This window comes from Pseudomonas sp. P5_109 (genome assembly GCF_034009455.1).
GTDB lineage: Bacteria > Pseudomonadota > Gammaproteobacteria > Pseudomonadales > Pseudomonadaceae > Aquipseudomonas.
On record NZ_CP125380.1, the window covers coordinates 3,072,182 to 3,089,780 of the forward strand.

The following is a 17,599-nucleotide window of genomic DNA, read 5'->3' on the forward strand; positions in this document are numbered from 1 at the left end:
GGTTTTGCGTGCAATCCAGAGGGCATAACAATGACAACAAAACGCAACGCCTTGCTCGTGACCGGGCTATTGGCCGGTTTGATCAGCGCAGGTTCCGTCTGGGCCCACGGCAACGTGGTGCCACAAGCCGTGGCCACCCCGGGGCTGACCCCGATCAAGGACGCCGGAGTGCAACTCGATGCCGATGGCTGGGCCGCGGTGAACCCGTATCGCACCGCTGCGGAACACGACAAGGCAGTGGAAATCGGTGCCTCGGCCTACACCCAGAACTGCGCGGCCTGTCATGGCCTGGAAGCCAAGTCCGGCGGTATCGCCCCCGACTTGCGCATGCTCGATGTCGGTGAGGCGGGCGATGAATGGTTCGCCGAACGGGTGCGCCATGGCGCGGTGCGCGACGGTCGGGTGTACATGCCGAAGATGGCCGACTACCTGAGCCAGGAAGCCCTGTGGGCGGTGCGCACTTATCTGGACACTGTGCACGTCGAGGAGTGACCCATGCGCCTGCTCGCGGTGTTGATCAGCGCTCTGTGGCTGTGCTGCCAGGCGGCGCAGGCGCAGGTTCGCAACTACGACGAAATGATCGCCGCCGGGGAGCTGAAGGTGGCGGTCTACAAGGACTTCGCGCCCTACAGTTTTGAACGCGCCGGCAAACCCCAGGGTGTCGATGTCGAACTCGCCGAGGCCCTGGCCAAGGCGCTAGGCGTGCGCCTGACGCTGATCTGGGCGCCGGCCGGGGAAAAGCTCGATGACGACCTGCGCGATTACATCTGGCGTGCCAGTGCCTTGCACAACCAGCAACTGGCCGACCTGATGATGCGCGTGCCCTACGACCGTGACTACGCGCAGAAGCGTAACGAACTCGGCGAACTGGAAAATGGCCACGTGGTGATGTTCGGTCCGTACCAGAACGAGCAGTGGCAGGTGGCCTATGACCGCCGGCGGCTGGACAAGGTCGCCAGCGTCGCGGTGTTCGAGCAGCACCCGATTGGTGTCGAAGTCGACAGCGTGCCGTCGTTCTACCTGACCTCGGTGTTCAACGGCATGCTCGCCGGCAAGACCCATCACTATCCGGGCGTACCCCAGGCGTTTGCCGCGATGAAGGCCGGTGAGGTCGACGCGGTGATGGCCATGCGCGGTGAAATCGACTGGCAGGTCCATGAAGCGGCCGACCCGCAAGTGGCACTGGCAGAAAATGCCTATCCGAACATGGGCAAGCAACTCTGGGAAATCGGCATGGCGGTGCACGAAAGCAACCGTCAACTGGCCTATGCCGTGGAGGAGGCGCTGGAAGCGCTTATCCGCGAGGGTTCGGTGAAGACCATCTACGGCCATTACGGCCTGCAATACGACGTACCCGAGATGTATCAATAAGGAGCAGGCGATGAAATGGCGAGGGAGTTGTCTGTTGGCTTGCTGGTTAAGCCTGGCGGCACAGGCTGGCGCTATCGATCCCGGTAAAGACCCGGTGCCATCGGTGATGTGGGCCTTCTATCACCAGCAGTTCCTGGGCAATGCGCCGTTCGTTTTCGATGAGCGGGTCAAGCTGCTGGCGCCGCCGTTTGCCGAAGATGCCCGGCAGGTACCGCTGGAAATCGACGCCAGGGCGTTCAAGGGCGAGGTGGTGAAAATCCTCGCCTGGGCAGAACTTAACCCTTTGCCGAAAATCGTCGACTTCCAGCCGCTGAATTCGGTTTTGCCCTGGCTGTCGTTGCGCATTCGCATCGAACAGGCCACGCCCTTGCGCGCGGCGGTGTTGACCCGTGACGGGTTGTGGCATGTCGGCTCGACCCTGATTGACGCAGCGGGTGGCGGCTGCACCGCACCGAGCGTGGTTCGGAATCAACCGGGCTGGGAAGAGCGCATTGGCGAAGTGCTCGGCGGGCGCTATCCCCGGGGCGAATTCAGCCGTTTGCGATTGCAGGTGGCCCATCCCATGGACAACGGCATGGTCAGCGGCATCCCGGAATTCTTCATCAACCATGCCGAGCTGCGCGACCACAACGAGCAAGTGCTGGCCCGGCTGGAGCTGTTTCCCGCGGTCAGCGAAAACCCCAACCTGGCCTTCGACATCGAAGGGGCAGGGCAAACGCGCCTGCTGCTGCGGGACAACAGCGGCAATGAGTTCGATGCGTCGATCCCCTGACCCCAAGGAGCGTGGCATGCGCTGGATCCTGTTGATGGTGCTGAGCGTCAGTCTGCCGGCCCTGGCCGATCTCGAATATTCACTCAAGCCTCGGCAGATCGCCCAGGACACCTGGCTGCTGGAAGGCAGCACCGATAATTTCGCCAAGGCCAACGGCGGCAACATCGTCAACACCGCGTTCATCGTCACCGAACGCGGTGTGGTAGTGATCGACACCGGGCCGTCCCGGCGTTACGGCGAAGCGATGCGCAAGGCCATTGCCGCCACCACCGACAAGCCGGTGATCGAGGTCTTGCTGACCCATCACCACCCGGACCATGTGCTGGGCAACCAAGCCTTCAGCGACGTGCCGATCGGCGCCCTGGCCGGCACCACCGAGCTACTGCATCAGCAAGGCGATGCCATGGCCGAGAATATGTACCGCATGGTCGGCGACTGGATGCGTGGCACCGAAGTGGTGTTGCCGACCCAGGCGTTGGCACCCGGGGTGAAAAGTTTTGGGAATCACGATCTGCGTCTGCTGAGCCTGGGTGGGCATACGGGCGCGGATCTGGCTATTCTCGACCAGCAAACCGGCGTGTTGTTTGCCGGGGACCTGGTGTTTTATCAACGGGCGCTGACCACGCCCAACAGTCCAGGGCTGGCGGTGTGGCTGGCGGACATCGCGACCCTGCAAGGCTTGCCCTGGACGCAGGTCGTGCCGGGCCATGGACCGGTGTCGAGCGATCCACAACCGTTCGAGCAGATGCGCGATTACCTGACCTGGCTCGATCAGCTGATGCGCGACGGCGCGGCCAATGGCAGCGACATGGCCGAGATGATCCGCAGCCCCATCCCCGAACGCTTCGCCGGGATCAACCTGAGCCGCTATGAACTGATCCGCAGCGTCAGCCATCTGTACCCGCGTTACGAGCGTGAGCGGATGACGCGGGTGGATTCCAACGCAAATAACTGACCCACCCCGATCTAATGTGGGAGCGGGCTTGCTCGCGAAGAGGCCGACACATTCAACATCGATGTCGCCTGACACTCCGTCTTCGCGAGCAAGCCCGCTCCCACAAGGGATCTATGCCGGACACAAAATTCGCTGCTCATCTCCTCCCACCCTGTACGAAGGAACTAGCAATCTCCTCATTGCGGGCAATTGTTGCTAGGGCGGCGGCGCTCAAGAATCTGCACCAGACCGGGAAAATTTTCCGGAAATAACAAAAATCCGCAGAGGAAGCCGTCATGACCCAACCCGCACGTCGCCAGCCCTTCGTCTTGAGCCTGCTGCTCAGTGCCATGCTGTTGTCCGGCCAGGCATTGGCCGGGGTTTCCGACCAGGACATTCTCCAGGACCCGAAGAACCCGGAACAGGTCGTGACCAACGGCCTCGGCGTTCAGGGGCAGCGCTACAGCCCGCTGGATATTCTCAACGTCGACAACGTCAAGGAACTGCGCCCGGCGTGGGCGTTTTCCTTCGGCGGTGAAAAACAGCGTGGCCAGCAAGCGCAGCCGATGGTCAAGGACGGCGTGATGTACATGACCGGTTCCTACTCCCGGGTGTTCGCCGTGGATGCGCGCACCGGCAAGAAACTCTGGCAATACGATGCACGCCTGCCCGATGACATCCGCCCTTGCTGCGACGTGATCAACCGTGGCGTCGCTCTGTATGGCGATCTGGTGATTTTCGGCACTCTCGACGCCAAGCTCGTGGCGCTGAACAAAGACACCGGCAAGGTGGTGTGGAGCAAGAAAGTCGCCGACCACAAGGAAGGCTACTCGATCAGCGCCGCGCCGCTGGTGATCAACGGCAAGCTGATTACCGGCGTGGCCGGTGGCGAGTTCGGCGTGGTGGGCAAGATCGAGGCCTACGACCCGAAAAACGGTGATCTGCTGTGGACCCGGCCGACGGTCGAAGGCCATATGGGCTACGTCTACAAGGACGGCAAAGCGGTGGAGAACGGCATCTCCGGCGGCGAAGCGGGCAAGACCTGGCCGGGTGATCTGTGGAAAACCGGCGGCGCGGCCCCTTGGTTGGGCGGCTATTACGACCCGGAAACCAACCTGCTGCTGTTCGGTACCGGCAACCCGGCGCCGTGGAACTCGCACCTGCGCCCTGGCGACAACCTGTACTCGTCGTCGCGCCTGGCGCTCAACCCGGACGACGGCACCATCAAGTGGCACTTCCAGAGCACGCCCCACGACGGTTGGGACTACGATGGCGTGAACGAGCTGGTGTCGTTCAACTACAGCGAAGGTGGCAAGGAGATCAAGGCGGCGGCCACTGCCGACCGTAACGGTTTCTTCTACGTGCTGGATCGCACCAACGGCAAATTCATCCGTGGCTTCCCGTTCGTGGACAAGATCACCTGGGCCACCGGCCTGGATAAGAACGGCCGGCCGATCTACAACGAGGCCAGTCGTCCCGGTGCCCCGGGCTCCGAAGTCAAGGGCAGTTCGGTGTTTGTCGCGCCGGCGTTCCTCGGCGCGAAAAACTGGATGCCGATGGCTTACAACCAGGACACCGGGCTGTTCTATGTGCCGTCCAACGAATGGGGCATGGACATCTGGAACGAAGGCATCGCCTACAAGAAAGGCGCGGCATTCCTCGGCGCCGGCTTCACCATCAAGCCGTTGAACGAAGACTACATCGGCGTGCTGCGGGCCATCGATCCGAAAACCGGCAAGGAAGTCTGGCGCCACAAGAACTACGCGCCGCTGTGGGGCGGGGTGCTGACCACCAAGGGCAACCTGGTGTTCACCGGCACGCCAGAAGGCTTCCTGCAGGCCTTCAACGCCAAGACCGGCGAAAAGGTCTGGGAATTCCAGACCGGCTCCGGCGTGCTCGGCTCGCCCATCACCTGGGAAATGGACGGCGAACAGTACGTCTCGGTGCTCTCCGGCTGGGGCGGTGCGGTACCGCTGTGGGGCGGTGAAGTGGCCAAGCGCATCAAGGACTTCAACCAGGGCGGCATGCTCTGGACCTTCAAGCTGCCTAAGGACCTTGTCGCTAAGCACTGATCCCGACTCCACCGCATAACCCCTGTAGGAGCGAGCCTGCTCGCGATGGTCGTCAACGATAACGCTGGAAACCTGATACCCCGTGGCGTTCTCGGGCTCATCGCGAGCAAGCTCGCTCCTACAGTGATCAGTGTGAAATCTACGACCAAATAACGAGAGCCCCTCCTGCCAACGATGCATTCGTCTGGCACGCGGGGCTCTCTAGTATCGGCTCATCGCCTGTCAGTACGACAGGCATCGACCCAGACAGAGGCCCACCATGATCTACGCACAACCCGGAACCCCAGGCGCCCTCATTACCTTCAAGCCGCGCTACGGCAACTTCATCGGTGGCGAGTTCGTCGCTCCGATCAATGGCGAGTACTTCACCAACACCTCGCCGGTCAACGGTGAAGTGATCGCCGAATTCCCGCGCTCCAGCGCCGCCGACATCGACAAGGCCCTGGACGCCGCCCATGCCGCAGCGGATGCCTGGGGCAAGACCTCGGCCCAGGACCGCTCCCTGGTGCTGCTGAAAATCGCCGATCGCATCGAGCAGAACCTTGAAGTGCTGGCCGTCACCGAAACCTGGGACAACGGCAAGGCCGTGCGCGAAACCCTGAACGCCGACGTGCCGCTGGCCGCCGACCACTTCCGTTACTTCGCTGGCTGCATCCGCGCCCAGGAAGGCGGGGCTGCCGAGATCAACGAGCTGACCACGGCCTATCACTTCCATGAGCCCCTGGGTGTGGTCGGGCAGATCATTCCGTGGAACTTCCCGCTGCTGATGGCCGCCTGGAAACTCGCCCCGGCCCTGGCCGCCGGCAACTGCATCGTACTCAAGCCTGCCGAGCAAACGCCGCTGTCGATCATGGTCTTCGCCGAGCTCATCGCCGACCTGCTGCCGGCGGGCGTGCTGAACATCGTCCAGGGTTTCGGTCGCGAAGCCGGCGAGGCCCTGGCCACCAGCAAACGCATCGCCAAGATCGCCTTCACCGGCTCGACCCCGGTGGGCGCGCACATCATGCATTGCGCCGCCGAGAACATCATCCCGAGCACCGTCGAACTGGGCGGCAAATCGCCGAACATCTTCTTCGAAGACATCATGAACGCTGAACCGGCGTTCATCGAAAAAGCCGCCGAAGGCCTGGTGCTGGCGTTCTTCAACCAGGGCGAAGTCTGCACCTGTCCGTCCCGGGCGCTGGTGCAGGAGTCGATCTATGAGCCGTTCATGGCCGAGGTGATGAAGAAGATCGTCAAGATCAAGCGCGGCAATCCGCTGGACACCGAGACCATGGTCGGCGCCCAGGCGTCCGAGCAGCAATACGACAAGATCCTCTCGTACCTGACCATTGCCCAGGAGGAGGGCGCCGAGCTGCTCACCGGCGGTGCGGCTGAACGTCTGGAAGGCGACCTGTCCAGCGGCTATTACATCCAGCCGACCCTGCTCAAGGGCCACAACAAGATGCGCGTGTTCCAGGAAGAAATCTTCGGCCCGGTGGTGGGTATCACCACCTTCAAGGACGAAGCGGAAGCCCTGGCGATTGCCAACGACAGCGAGTTTGGCCTCGGCGCCGGCCTGTGGACCCGCGACATCAACCGCGCCTACCGCATGGGCCGGGCGATCAAGGCCGGGCGCGTGTGGACCAACTGCTACCACCTGTACCCGGCGCATGCGGCGTTTGGTGGCTACAAGAAGTCCGGAGTCGGTCGGGAAAACCACAAGATGATGCTCGATCACTACCAGCAGACCAAAAACCTGCTGGTGAGCTACGACATCAATCCGCTGGGGTTCTTCTGATTCCTTAAACACGCCGCATAACCTGTGGGAGCGGGCTTGCTCGCGAATGCGGAGTGTCATTCAGCAGAGATGTTGACTGGCACACCGCCTTCGCGAGCAAGCCCGCTCCCACATGGGGTTTGTGTGATGCCAATGACCATGCAACACCCCCTACCAAATCACCCCGCAAACTCCTTCGAAAGTAGCATTCGGGCGCTCATCGCCCCGTGCATTAATGGCTCTACCGGAATCACCCGGGCACAAGAAGAGGAATGACCCATGTGGACTAAACCCGCGTTTATCGATCTGCGCATTGGCTTCGAAGTGACGATGTATTTCGCCAACCGTTGATTGATCACCCGGCCAGCGGATACGTTGGCCGGGCCTGCCTTCTGGAGCATCCGCCATGCACATCCGCGTTCTCGGTTCCGCCGCTGGCGGTGGATTCCCTCAGTGGAATTGCAACTGCCGCCAGTGCGCCGGTGCGCGCAATGGCAACGTGCGGGCACAGCGCCGTACGCAGTCGTCGATTGCCCTGAGTGACGACGGTGTGGAGTGGGTGCTGTGCAATGCGTCACCGGACATTCGCGCGCAACTCGAGAGTTTTGCGCCACTGCAACCGGCGCGGCGCCTGCGTGACAGCGCCATCGCCGGCATCGTGCTGCTGGACAGCCAGATTGACCATTGCACCGGTTTGCTCAGCCTGCGTGAAGGTTGCCCGCATGCGGTGTGGTGCACCGAGCGCGTGCACCAGGACCTGAGCAGCGGTTTCCCGTTGTTCAACATGCTGGAGCACTGGAACGGCGGGTTGCAATGGCAACCGGTCGGTCTCGATCGCCAGCCGTTCAGCATCCCGGCCTGCGGGCATTTGCAATTTCGAGCGATACCCCTGGTGAGCAACGCGCCACCGTATTCGCCCAATCGCGGCAATCCGCAACCGGGCGACACCATTGGCCTGTTCATTGAAGACCTGCGCAACGGCGCCTCGCTGTTCTATGCGCCGGGCCTTGGCCGAATCGACGGCGAAGTACTGGGCTGGATGCAGCGTGCCGATTGCCTGCTGCTGGACGGCACCCTGTGGCGCGACGACGAGATGCGCATCTGCGAAGTCGGCCAGAGCCTGGGCAGCGAAATGGGGCACCTCCCACAAAGCGGCCCCGACGGGATGCTTGAAGTGCTGGAGGGTTTCAACCGCCAGCGCAAGGTGCTGATCCACATCAACAACACCAATCCGATCCTCGATGAAGACTCGGCCGAGCGGGCGCTGCTGGAGCGGCGGGGTATTGAAGTGGCTTATGACGGCATGAGTATTGAGCTGTAGCGGCTGACCCCTTCGCGAGCAAGCCCGCTCCGACAGGAAACTGCATTCCAAATGTGGGAGCGGGCTTGCTCGCGAAGAGGCCAGTACAGGCACCGCAGAAGTTCCCGGAGAACAAAATGACTGACACCCCCATGTCCCCCACAGAATTCGAAGCCGCCCTGCGCGCCAAGGGCGCCTACTACCACATCCACCACCCCTTCCACCAAGCCATGTACGCCGGCCGCGCCAGCCGCGAGCAGATCCAGGGCTGGGTCGCCAATCGCTTCTACTATCAGGTCAACATCCCCCTGAAAGACGCCGCGATTCTCGCCAACTGTCCGGACCGCGACGTGCGCCGCGAATGGCTGCAACGGATTCTCGACCACGACGGCATCCCCGGCAGCGAGGGCGGCATCGAGGCCTGGCTGCGCCTGGGCGAAGCGGTGGGGCTGGATCGCGAGCAGATTCTGTCCCAGGAACTGGTGCTGCCCGGCGTGCGATTTGCCGTGGACGCCTACGTCAATTTCGCTCGTCGCGCCTGCTGGCAAGAAGCGGCCAGCAGTTCGCTGACCGAGCTCTTTGCGCCACAGATCCATCAGTCGCGACTCGACGCCTGGCCGACCCATTACCCGTGGATCGACGTCGCCGGCTACGACTATTTCCGCACGCGCCTGAGCCAGGCGCGGCGCGATGTCGAGCACGGCTTGCGCATAACCCTGGCGCACTACGTGACGGCCGAGGGGCAACAACGCATGCTGGAGATTCTGCAATTCAAGCTCGACGTGCTGTGGAGCATGCTCGATGCCATGAGCATGGCCTATGAGCTCGAACGCCCGCCGTATCACACGGTCACCGGCGACAACGTCTGGCACCGGGGGATCGCCCTGTGAGCCTGATCGATCGCCAGCAGTCACCGGCCTTGCGCCGCGGTTTTCGTCTGCAATGGGAGCCGCGCCAGGACTGCCACGTGCTGCTGTACCCCGAAGGCATGATCAAGCTCAACGCCAGTGCCGGACAGATTCTCGGCCTGGTGGATGGCCAGCGCAGCGTGGCGGCGATCATTGATCGATTGAGCGCCAGTTTCCCCGGGGTACCCGGGATCGACGAAGACGTGCTGGCGTTTCTGGAGGTGGCCCATGCGCAATTCTGGATCGAGTGAGACGTTGCCCGGACCGCCGTTGTGGCTGCTCGCCGAGCTGACCTACCGCTGTCCGCTGCAGTGCCCGTATTGCTCCAATCCACTGGATTTTGCCCGGCAGGGCGAGGAACTGGGCACGCAAGAATGGATTCGCGTATTCCGCGAAGCGCGGGACATGGGGGCCGCGCAACTGGGGTTTTCCGGTGGCGAGCCATTGGTGCGCCAGGACCTCGCCGAACTGATCAAGGCCGCCCGGGACATGGGCTACTACACCAACCTGATCACCTCCGGCATCGGCCTGACCGAGCAGAAGGTGCGCGACTTCAAGGTGGCCGGGCTGGACCATATCCAGATCAGCTTCCAGGCCGCCGACGAAGCGGTGAACAACATGCTCGCCGGTTCGCGCAAGGCCTTTGCCCAGAAACTCGCCATGGCCCGGGCGGTGAAAGCCCAGGGCTATCCGATGGTGCTGAACTTCGTCACCCATCGGCACAACATCGACCGGATCGCGCAGATCATCGAGCTGTGCCTGGAATTGGAGGCGGACTTTGTCGAGCTGGCCACCTGCCAATTCTATGGCTGGGCCGAACTCAACCGCGTCGGCCTGTTGCCCACTCGTGAGCAATTGCAGCGTGCCGAGCGCATCACCAATGAATACCGCGAGCGCCTTGAAGCCCAGGGCCACCCGTGCAAACTGATCTTCGTCACCCCGGACTACTACGAAGAGCGTCCCAAGACCTGCATGAACGGCTGGGCCAACCTGTTTCTCGACATCACCCCCGACGGCACGGCCTTGCCTTGCCACAGCGCCCGGCAGTTGCCGGTGCAATTTCCCAACGTGCGCGAGCACAGCCTCTCGCACATCTGGAACGACTCGTTCGGCTTCAATCGCTTTCGCGGCGATGACTGGATGAAGGAGCCGTGCCGCTCCTGCGATGAAAAGCACAAGGACCTGGGGGGATGTCGCTGCCAGGCTTTCATGCTGACCGGCGATGCCAGCAATGCCGACCCGGTGTGCAGCAAGTCGCCCCACCATGGGGTGATCCTCAAGGCCCGTGAAGAAGCTGAGGCTCCGGGGTTGGGGATGGAGCATCTGACGTTGCGTAACGCGAAGGCTTCGCAGCTGATCTATCGCGGATAAGCCTGGCGGCACAGATCTCCTGTGGGAGCGGGCTTGCTCGCGAAGGCGGAGTGTCAGTCACCATCAATATTGACTGACAGGGCCTCTTCGCGAGCAAGCCCGCTCCCACAGGGTTCTGTTACAGCCCGGGCAGCGCTGTTCTTTGGTCTGATTGCATTCACAGCTGGATGGTTTAGTGTGGTTTCTACCTTCCAAAACAATAAAAACAGGCTTTCCAATGAGCCAGAGTCTCAACCAGCTGCGCAAGTTCGTTTCCCCTGAAATCATCTTCGGTGCCGGTAGCCGGCACAGTGTCGGCAATTACGCCAAGACCTTTGGCGCACGCAAGGTCCTGGTGGTCAGTGACCCCGGTGTGATTGCTGCCGGTTGGGTCGCCGATGTCGAGGCCAGCCTGCAAGCGCTGGGCATCCAGTATTGCCTGTACTCCGATGTCTCGCCGAACCCACGGGTCGAAGAGGTGATGCTCGGCGCCGAGATGTACCGGGAAAACCACTGCGACGTGATCGTCGCCGTCGGTGGCGGCAGTCCGATGGACTGCGGCAAAGGCATCGGCATTGTCGTCGCCCATGGCCGCAGCATTCTCGATTTCGAGGGTGTGGACACCATCCGCGTGCCCAGCCCGCCGCTGATCCTGATTCCGACCACCGCCGGCACCTCGGCCGATGTCTCGCAATTCGTGATCATTTCCAATCAGCAGGAGCGCATGAAGTTCTCCATCGTCAGCAAGGCCGTGGTGCCGGACGTTTCGCTGATCGACCCGGAAACCACCCTGAGCATGGACCCGTTCCTGTCGGCCTGTACCGGCATCGATGCCTTGGTGCATGCCATCGAAGCCTTCGTATCCACCGGCCACGGGCCGCTGACCGATCCCCATGCACTGGAGGCGATGCGCCTGATCAATGGCAACCTGGTGCAAATGATCGCCAACCCGACGGACATCGCGTTGCGCGAAAAAATCATGCTCGGCAGCATGCAGGCCGGGCTGGCGTTTTCCAATGCGATCCTGGGTGCTGTGCATGCCATGTCCCACAGCCTCGGCGGCTTTCTCGATCTGCCCCATGGGCTGTGCAACGCGGTGCTGGTCGAGCACGTGGTGGCTTTCAATTACAACTCGGCGCCTGATCGCTTCAAGGTGATCGCCGAGACGTTGGGCATCGACTGTCGAGGCCTGAATCACCGGCAGATCTGCGGGCGCCTGGTCGAACACCTGATCGCCCTCAAGCACGCCATCGGCTTTCATGAAACCCTCGGTTTGCATGGCGTCAGGACCTCGGACATTCCGTTCCTGTCGCAGCATGCGATGCACGATCCGTGCATCCTGACCAACCCGCGCGAATCCAGCCAGCGTGATGTCGAGGTCGTCTATGGCGAAGCCCTCTGACGAGCAGCAACGGGCCCTGGCCGGGTTGTTGGGGCTGGGCAGCCATTCGGCGCGCAAGAGTCACTATCCGGAGCTGGCCGCGCGCCTGGATGATCTGGAAGCCGAGCGTAACCGCTACAAGTGGCTGTTCGAAAACGCGGTGCACGGGATCTTCCAGGCCAGCCTGCACGATGGCATGCGCGCCGCCAACCCGGCGCTGGCACGCATGCTTGGCTACCAGGACCCGCAGGAGGTGCTGTTCTCCCTGACCGACCTGGGCAGCACCCTGTTCGTCGACGGCGCGCAGGAGCTGGAAACCATCGGCGAAATCCTCCGGCACCAGAGCAGCCTGCACGGCTATGAAACCCGCTTGCGGCGCAAGGACGGCAGTCACCTGGATGTGTTGATGAACCTGCTGCTCAAGCCCGGCCAGGAAGGCTTGGTGGAAGGCTTCGTCTCCGATATCACCGAGCGCAAGCTGGCCCAGCGACGCCTGCAGCAACTCAATGACGAACTGGAGCAGCGCGTCGTCGCGCGCACCGATGAGTTGCTCGAGGCTAACCGTAACCTCCAGCAGCAGATCACCCAGCGTAAACAGATCGCCAAGGCCTTGCGCGACGCCCGCGATGCCGCCGAGGCCGCCAATCACAGCAAGGACAAATACCTCGCCGCCGCCAGCCATGACCTGCTGCAACCGCTGAACGCCGCGCGGTTGCTGATTTCGACCTTGCGCGAACGCAAATTGCCGGAAGCCGAACAGGTGCTGGTGGAGCGCACTCACCAGGCCCTGGAAGGGGCCGAGGATTTGCTGACGGATCTGCTCGACATTTCCCGGCTCGACCAGGCCGCGGTCAAGCCGGACGTTGCCACGTACCGCCTCGACGAACTGCTCGGGCCGCTGGTGTCGGAGTTCCAGTCCGTCGCCCAGGCGGCCGGCTTGAACCTGCGGGTGCGCATGGCCGATTACGCCATCAACACCGACTTGCGCCTGATGACGCGGATCCTGCGCAACTTCCTCAGCAATGCTTGCCGCTACACCGATGAAGGCAGCATCCTGCTGGCGGCAAGGCGTCGGGGCGAGATGTTGCGCCTGGAGGTCTGGGACACCGGGCGTGGCATCGCCGCCGACCGGCTCGATTCGATCTTCCTCGAGTTCAACCAGTTGGACGTCGGCCGCGCCGCCGACCGCAAGGGCGTGGGCCTGGGGCTGGCGATTGTCGAGCGCATCGCCAAGATCCTTGGCTACAGGATCGGTGTGTACTCGATGCCGGGGCGGGGTTCGATGTTCAGCATCGAGGTGCCGATATCCGACGAAGTTCCGCTGCCCGTGAGCCAGGCGGTGTCACAACCGGGCACCGGCAACCCGCTACCGGGACGTCGTTTACTGGTGATCGACAACGAAGTGAGCATTCTCGATAGCATGAGCGCGTTGCTCGGGCAGTGGGGCTGCGACGTTCTGGTCGCCACCGATGAAGAGGCTGCTCTGGCGGCGCTACGCGGGCAGGCACCGGAACTGATTCTTGCCGACTATCACCTCGATCACGGGGTGGTCGGCTGTGATGTGGTGCGACATCTGCGCGAGCATTTCCACCAGGACATTCCAGCGGTGATCATTACCGCCGACCGCACCGACCATTGTCGGCGTGCGTTGCAGCGACTCAACGCACCCTTGCTGAACAAACCGGTGAAGCCCGGCAAGTTGCGAGCGGTGTTGAGTCAATTGTTGGGGGCACCAGCCTGAAACGGCCGATACTGCAGGGTGAAGCCCAGTTCGGTGGATTGACCCTGTTCCAGCAAACGCAGGCCCGGTCGACCGGGCAAGTGGTGCGCGTTGACCGGGTGGCTCACCGGTTCGATACAGAAAAACCCCAGGCCCACGGGGCAGTAGAGAAGGTAGTAATCGCTGCCAGTGGCCTGGCAGTCCAACTCGTATCCGAGGTCGGGCTGTTGGATCAGGCAATGGCCGTCCCATTCGCAGAAGCCGTTGTCGACCAGCGTTTCGGGTAATGGCTTGAGTTGCTGAAAATCCCACTCGACCGGCAACGCGCCAAGTGCTGTCGGCAGTTTCGCCCCGTCGCACAACCACACCTGCCGTGCCGGTGCCTGCAGTCGGGTGTTTGGTGTCCGTGGCAGGTACGGATGCAATCCCAGACCATGCCATGCAGCGTGCTCAGCCAGGTGCGTGACATGCATTTCGATGCTCAGCTTGCCTGCGCTCAAATGGAAGCGTTGCCGGGCGCGATAGGCGAAGGGCGTTGTGCTATCGAGTTGCAGGACCACTTCATCTTCAGTTCGGGAAATCACCTGCCATGCCTGCTGCCAGGCGCTGCCGTGGATCGGCAGGGGATCGGTGAGGCTGTTGGGTGTCAGTGCCAGCCAGCCATCGGGACAATCGAAACCGCCATCGGCGATGCGGTTGGACCAGGGGATCAAGGGAAAGCAGCCGAGCTTGCCGGGCAGACCGGTGTTCAGGGCATGCTCATCGGCGTGTCGCAGCAAGGGTTGCCCGGTGCTGCGCACGGTCCAGTTGACGATGCTGGCGCCCAGCTCCGGGGCGAGGGTGAGGTGGGTGAGTTCGTCTTCGAGTTCGAGCAGTGTGAGTGACATGTAGACCTGCTATGTGATTTTTATGTAGCTGCACTGTTCCCTGTGGCGAGGGGGCTTGCCCCCGTTGGGCTGCGAAGCGGCCCCCTGCAATTTTTGAGGAGCACCGAGTCGCTTGTATTTGCGACTGCTGCGCAGCCGAACGGGGGCAAGCCCCCTCGCCACAAAAGCCCCCTGACCAGCAAGCTCCCTGGTTACAGGGAGCTTTCTGACAAGGTGTTTTACAACACCAGATGCGGCAACCACAGCGAAATGGCAGGAATGTAGGTCACGGCCATCAGCACCAGGAACAGCACCGCGTAGAACGGCAGCAGCGCCTTGACGGTTGATTCGATACTGACTTTACCCACGGCCGACCCCACGAACAGTACCGCGCCCACCGGCGGTGTGATCAAACCGATGCCCAGGTTGACCAGCATGATCATGCCGAACTGTACCGGGTCCACGCCAATGCCGAGGATCACCGGCATCAGGATCGGCGTGAGGATCAGGATCAGCGGCGCCATGTCCATGACCGTACCGAGCAACAGCAGCATGACGTTGATGCACATCAGGATCACGTAGCGGTTGTCCGACAGGGTCAGGAACAGCGTGGTGATCTTCGCCGGGATCTGCATCAGGGTCATGATGTAGCCGAAGCTGGCGGCGAAACCGATCAGGATCATCACGATCGAGATCGTGCGCACGGTGCGGTGCATCAGTTTTGGCAGTTCGCTCCATTTGTAGTCGCGGTAGATGAACATGGTCACGAAGAACGACCACAGCACCGCAATCGCCGCCGACTCGGTCGCGGTGAAAATGCCGGACAGAATGCCGCCGAGGATGATCACCATCGCCATCAGGCCCCACAGCGCTTCGCCGCAGATCTTCAGCGCTTCGCGCATCGGGATGACTTCACCCTTGGGGTAGTCGCGCTTCTTGGCGAAGATCAAGCACAACACCATCAGGCATGCGCTCATCAACAGGCCCGGCACCACGCCGGCCATGAACAGCGAGGCAATCGACACCGTGCCGCCGGCGGCCAGCGAGTAGAGCACCGAGTTGTGGCTGGGCGGTGTCAGCAAGGCTTGCACCGAACCGCTGACGGTCACCGCCGTGGCGAATTCCCGGGGATAGCCGCGACGTTCCATTTCTGGAATCAGCACCGAACCGACCGAGGCGGTGTCCGCCACTGAGGAGCCGGAGATCGCGCCGAAAAAGGTCGAGGCCATGATGTTGACCAGCGACAAGCCACCACGCACGAAACCGACCAGCACCCCGGCGAACGCCACCAGGCGTCGGGACATGCCGCCCTCGGCCATGATCGCACCCGCCAGTACAAAGAACGGGATGGCCAGCAGGGAGAACTTGTTCACGCCCCCGGCGACCTGAATCATCAGGGCCTGGAACGGAATGTCGATCCACCATGCACCGATCAGGGCGGCAAACCCCAGGGCGTAGGCGACCGGCATGCCGATCAGGATCAACGCGATAAAACTGCCCAACAGAATAAATGCGTCCATTCAGGCAGCCCCTTCGTTTTCTTCAACGAGGTCGAAACGCACGACCCGGCGGTTGCTCTGGTCACCGAGCAGGAGTTTTTCCAGGACAAACACCAGCGTCAGCACGCCGCCCACCGGAATCGGCATGTAGGTGATGCCCACACGCAAGGTCGGCAGGGCGCTCATGAACTGGTTCCAGGTGGACATGCACAGCTTGCTGCCCCAGATGGCCATGAACAGGCAGATCGTTGCCATCAGCAGTTGCGCGAACACGGCCATGGCCTTGCGCAGATGCGCCGGCATGCGGTCGGTGAGCATGGCCACTGCCATGTGCGAACCGGACCGGTAGCTGGCAGCGGCGCCGATGAAGGTGAACACCATCATCAGCAGAATCGCCGTGGGCTCCGGCCAACTGGAGCCGGTGCCGAGGACGTAGCGGGCGAACACGCCCCAGGGAATGATTAACGCAATGGCCAGAACGGAGAGCCCGGCGACCCAGATACAGGTCATGTAGAGCTTGTCATTGATGCCTAGCAGCAGATTCTTCATCGGGTTCCACCGTAACCGGGCGCGCACTGACGTACACCAACGTCAGCGGCGCCGGGCCTTTCTTGAGTGCAGGGAGGGTTACTGAACGGCTTCGATACGCTTGATCAGGTCGGCGTAAGGTGCGCCGTATTTCTCGCGGATCGAGGCGGTTGCCTCATAGAAAGGTTTCTTGTCGACGGTGATGAACTCGACGCCTGCGGCCTTGAGTTTTTCCTCACTGCTGGCCGATTTTGCATCCCACAGGGTACGTTCCTGAGCCTGTGCCGCCTTGGCGGTTTTCTTCACCAGGGCCTGTTGCTCCGGGGTGAGTTTTTCCCAAGTGATTTTCGACATCACGATCGGCTCGGGCAGAATCAGGTGGCCGGTCAGGCTGTAGAATTTGGCGTTCTGGTAGTGGTTGTGTTCGAGCAGGGTCGGTGGGTTGTTTTCCGCGCCGTCGATCACACCGGTTTGCAAGGCACTGAAGATTTCCCCGGTGTCCATCGCAATGCCGTTGCCACCCATGGCGTTGATGGTTTCGATGAACATCGGGTTGCCTTGCACGCGGATCTTCATGCCCTTGAGGTCTTCAAGGCTGCGTACCGGTTTTTTGGTGTAGATGTTGCGCGTGCCACCGTCCATCCAGGCCAGGGCGACCAGGTTGAATTCGGAGTTGGTGATCTTGTCGAGGATTTCGTCGCCGACCTCACCGTCGATGACCTTGCGCATGTGCGCCTGGTCGCGGAACACGAACGGCATGTTGAACACGTTCACGTCCGGCACCACCGGGCCGACGATGCCAAGGCTGACCCGGGCCATCTGGATGGCGCCGACCTGGGCCTGTTCGACCACTTCTTTTTCCGAGCCGAGTACGCCACCGGCGAACATCTTGAAGGTCAGCGCACCGTTGCTGTCGGCGACCAGGGTTTTACCCAGTTGCTCTTCAGCCACCACGGTCGGGTAACCGGCGGGGTGGATGTCGGCGAATTTGATTTCCAGCGCCTGGGCGGCACTGCTGAGGGAGAAGGCGAACGGGAGTGCAGCGGCGAGCAAGGTGCGTTTGAAGTCCATGGGGGTGTCTCCAGTTTTATTGTTTTTTTATTCAAGGCACAGCGATGCAGCGGGAGCGCTTTTCTGTC

General features: G+C 62.0%; 17 protein-coding genes. 13 read left to right on the forward strand and 4 right to left on the reverse strand.

All coding sequences use genetic code 11. The features are described 5' to 3' along the window. Positions 1–30: 30 nt before the first annotated feature. The 13 genes from pedF (at position 31) to QMK54_RS14065 (ending at position 13,588) form a co-directional block, all read left to right on the forward strand. Entirely contained in the window at positions 31–492 is a 462-nt protein-coding gene (gene pedF / locus QMK54_RS14000; protein WP_110661128.1) for a cytochrome c-550 PedF, read from the forward strand. Between the two features lie 3 nt (positions 493–495). Further along, entirely contained in the window at positions 496–1,371 is an 876-nt protein-coding gene (locus QMK54_RS14005; protein WP_110661129.1) for a substrate-binding periplasmic protein, read from the forward strand. Between the two features lie 10 nt (positions 1,372–1,381). Then, positions 1,382–2,143: a quinoprotein dehydrogenase-associated SoxYZ-like carrier gene (locus tag QMK54_RS14010; protein ID WP_110661130.1), complete on the forward strand. Its 762-nt coding sequence runs from the start codon at positions 1,382–1,384 to the stop codon at positions 2,141–2,143. Between the two features lie 16 nt (positions 2,144–2,159). Further along, on the forward strand, positions 2,160–3,098 hold the full coding sequence (locus QMK54_RS14015) for a quinoprotein relay system zinc metallohydrolase 1 (protein WP_110661131.1): 939 nt from the start codon (positions 2,160–2,162) through the stop codon (positions 3,096–3,098). Between the two features lie 275 nt (positions 3,099–3,373). Continuing rightward, positions 3,374–5,149, forward strand: coding sequence for a PQQ-dependent methanol/ethanol family dehydrogenase (locus QMK54_RS14020; RefSeq protein ID WP_110661132.1), 1,776 nt, complete (start codon positions 3,374–3,376; stop codon positions 5,147–5,149). 259 nt (positions 5,150–5,408) lie between these two features. Then, on the forward strand, positions 5,409–6,929 hold the full coding sequence (locus QMK54_RS14030; protein ID WP_160387800.1) for an aldehyde dehydrogenase family protein: 1,521 nt from the start codon (positions 5,409–5,411) through the stop codon (positions 6,927–6,929). Positions 6,930–7,187: 258 nt separating this feature from the next. Further along, on the forward strand, positions 7,188–7,259 hold the full coding sequence (gene pqqA, locus QMK54_RS14035; protein WP_110660746.1) for a pyrroloquinoline quinone precursor peptide PqqA: 72 nt from the start codon (positions 7,188–7,190) through the stop codon (positions 7,257–7,259). A 55-nt stretch (positions 7,260–7,314) separates the two neighbouring features. Continuing rightward, positions 7,315–8,229, forward strand: a complete 915-nt coding sequence (gene pqqB, locus QMK54_RS14040) for a pyrroloquinoline quinone biosynthesis protein PqqB (protein ID WP_223594742.1) — start codon at positions 7,315–7,317, stop codon at positions 8,227–8,229. 116 nt (positions 8,230–8,345) lie between these two features. Then, complete coding sequence (gene pqqC, locus QMK54_RS14045; RefSeq protein WP_110660743.1) at positions 8,346–9,098, forward strand: pyrroloquinoline-quinone synthase PqqC; 753 nt, start codon at positions 8,346–8,348, stop codon at positions 9,096–9,098. Next, entirely contained in the window at positions 9,095–9,367 is a 273-nt protein-coding gene (pqqD, locus tag QMK54_RS14050; RefSeq protein WP_110660742.1) for a pyrroloquinoline quinone biosynthesis peptide chaperone PqqD, read from the forward strand. The genes pqqC and pqqD overlap by 4 nt, the downstream gene beginning before the upstream one ends. After that, positions 9,345–10,487, forward strand: coding sequence for a pyrroloquinoline quinone biosynthesis protein PqqE (gene pqqE / locus QMK54_RS14055; RefSeq protein ID WP_110660741.1), 1,143 nt, complete (start codon positions 9,345–9,347; stop codon positions 10,485–10,487). The genes pqqD and pqqE overlap by 23 nt, the downstream gene beginning before the upstream one ends. A 217-nt stretch (positions 10,488–10,704) precedes the next feature. Then, positions 10,705–11,868 (forward strand): alcohol dehydrogenase-like regulatory protein ErcA, encoded by a 1,164-nt coding sequence (gene ercA / locus QMK54_RS14060; protein ID WP_046037285.1) that lies wholly within the window; start codon positions 10,705–10,707, stop codon positions 11,866–11,868. Next, entirely contained in the window at positions 11,852–13,588 is a 1,737-nt protein-coding gene (locus tag QMK54_RS14065) for a NahK/ErcS family hybrid sensor histidine kinase/response regulator (protein ID WP_320402748.1), read from the forward strand. The genes ercA and QMK54_RS14065 overlap by 17 nt, the downstream gene beginning before the upstream one ends. Here QMK54_RS14065 and QMK54_RS14070 read toward each other — a convergent pair. The 4 genes from QMK54_RS14070 to QMK54_RS14085 form a co-directional block, all read right to left on the reverse strand. Continuing rightward, positions 13,564–14,454 (reverse strand): aldose 1-epimerase, encoded by an 891-nt coding sequence (locus tag QMK54_RS14070; RefSeq protein WP_160387790.1) that lies wholly within the window; start codon positions 14,452–14,454, stop codon positions 13,564–13,566. The two genes, QMK54_RS14065 and QMK54_RS14070, sit on opposite strands and share 25 nt — an antisense overlap. Positions 14,455–14,672: 218 nt before the next feature. Further along, positions 14,673–15,953: a TRAP transporter large permease gene (locus QMK54_RS14075; RefSeq protein ID WP_223594744.1), complete on the reverse strand. Its 1,281-nt coding sequence runs from the start codon at positions 15,951–15,953 to the stop codon at positions 14,673–14,675. After that, complete coding sequence (locus tag QMK54_RS14080) at positions 15,954–16,481, reverse strand: TRAP transporter small permease (RefSeq protein WP_223594746.1); 528 nt, start codon at positions 16,479–16,481, stop codon at positions 15,954–15,956. Between the two features lie 78 nt (positions 16,482–16,559). Beyond that, the gene (locus tag QMK54_RS14085; RefSeq protein WP_223594747.1) at positions 16,560–17,531 is read right to left on the reverse strand and encodes a TRAP transporter substrate-binding protein; all 972 of its coding nucleotides are present in this window, start codon (positions 17,529–17,531) and stop codon (positions 16,560–16,562) included. Positions 17,532–17,599: the final 68 nt, after the last annotated feature.

Coding starts and splice junctions, on each gene's coding strand:
- QMK54_RS14075 (WP_223594744.1), bottom strand. CDS start 15,953: ATGGACGCATTTATTCTGTTGGGCAGTTTTATCGCGTTGATCCTGATC.
- QMK54_RS14005 (WP_110661129.1), top strand. CDS start 496: ATGCGCCTGCTCGCGGTGTTGATCAGCGCTCTGTGGCTGTGCTGCCAG.
- QMK54_RS14085 (WP_223594747.1), bottom strand. CDS start 17,531: ATGGACTTCAAACGCACCTTGCTCGCCGCTGCACTCCCGTTCGCCTTC.
- QMK54_RS14020 (WP_110661132.1), top strand. CDS start 3,374: ATGACCCAACCCGCACGTCGCCAGCCCTTCGTCTTGAGCCTGCTGCTC.
- QMK54_RS14030 (WP_160387800.1), top strand. CDS start 5,409: ATGATCTACGCACAACCCGGAACCCCAGGCGCCCTCATTACCTTCAAG.
- QMK54_RS14015 (WP_110661131.1), top strand. CDS start 2,160: ATGCGCTGGATCCTGTTGATGGTGCTGAGCGTCAGTCTGCCGGCCCTG.
- pqqC (WP_110660743.1), top strand. CDS start 8,346: ATGACTGACACCCCCATGTCCCCCACAGAATTCGAAGCCGCCCTGCGC.
- QMK54_RS14080 (WP_223594746.1), bottom strand. CDS start 16,481: ATGAAGAATCTGCTGCTAGGCATCAATGACAAGCTCTACATGACCTGT.
- QMK54_RS14065 (WP_320402748.1), top strand. CDS start 11,852: ATGGCGAAGCCCTCTGACGAGCAGCAACGGGCCCTGGCCGGGTTGTTG.
- ercA (WP_046037285.1), top strand. CDS start 10,705: ATGAGCCAGAGTCTCAACCAGCTGCGCAAGTTCGTTTCCCCTGAAATC.
- pqqE (WP_110660741.1), top strand. CDS start 9,345: ATGCGCAATTCTGGATCGAGTGAGACGTTGCCCGGACCGCCGTTGTGG.
- pqqB (WP_223594742.1), top strand. CDS start 7,315: ATGCACATCCGCGTTCTCGGTTCCGCCGCTGGCGGTGGATTCCCTCAG.
- QMK54_RS14010 (WP_110661130.1), top strand. CDS start 1,382: ATGAAATGGCGAGGGAGTTGTCTGTTGGCTTGCTGGTTAAGCCTGGCG.
- pedF (WP_110661128.1), top strand. CDS start 31: ATGACAACAAAACGCAACGCCTTGCTCGTGACCGGGCTATTGGCCGGT.
- QMK54_RS14070 (WP_160387790.1), bottom strand. CDS start 14,454: ATGTCACTCACACTGCTCGAACTCGAAGACGAACTCACCCACCTCACC.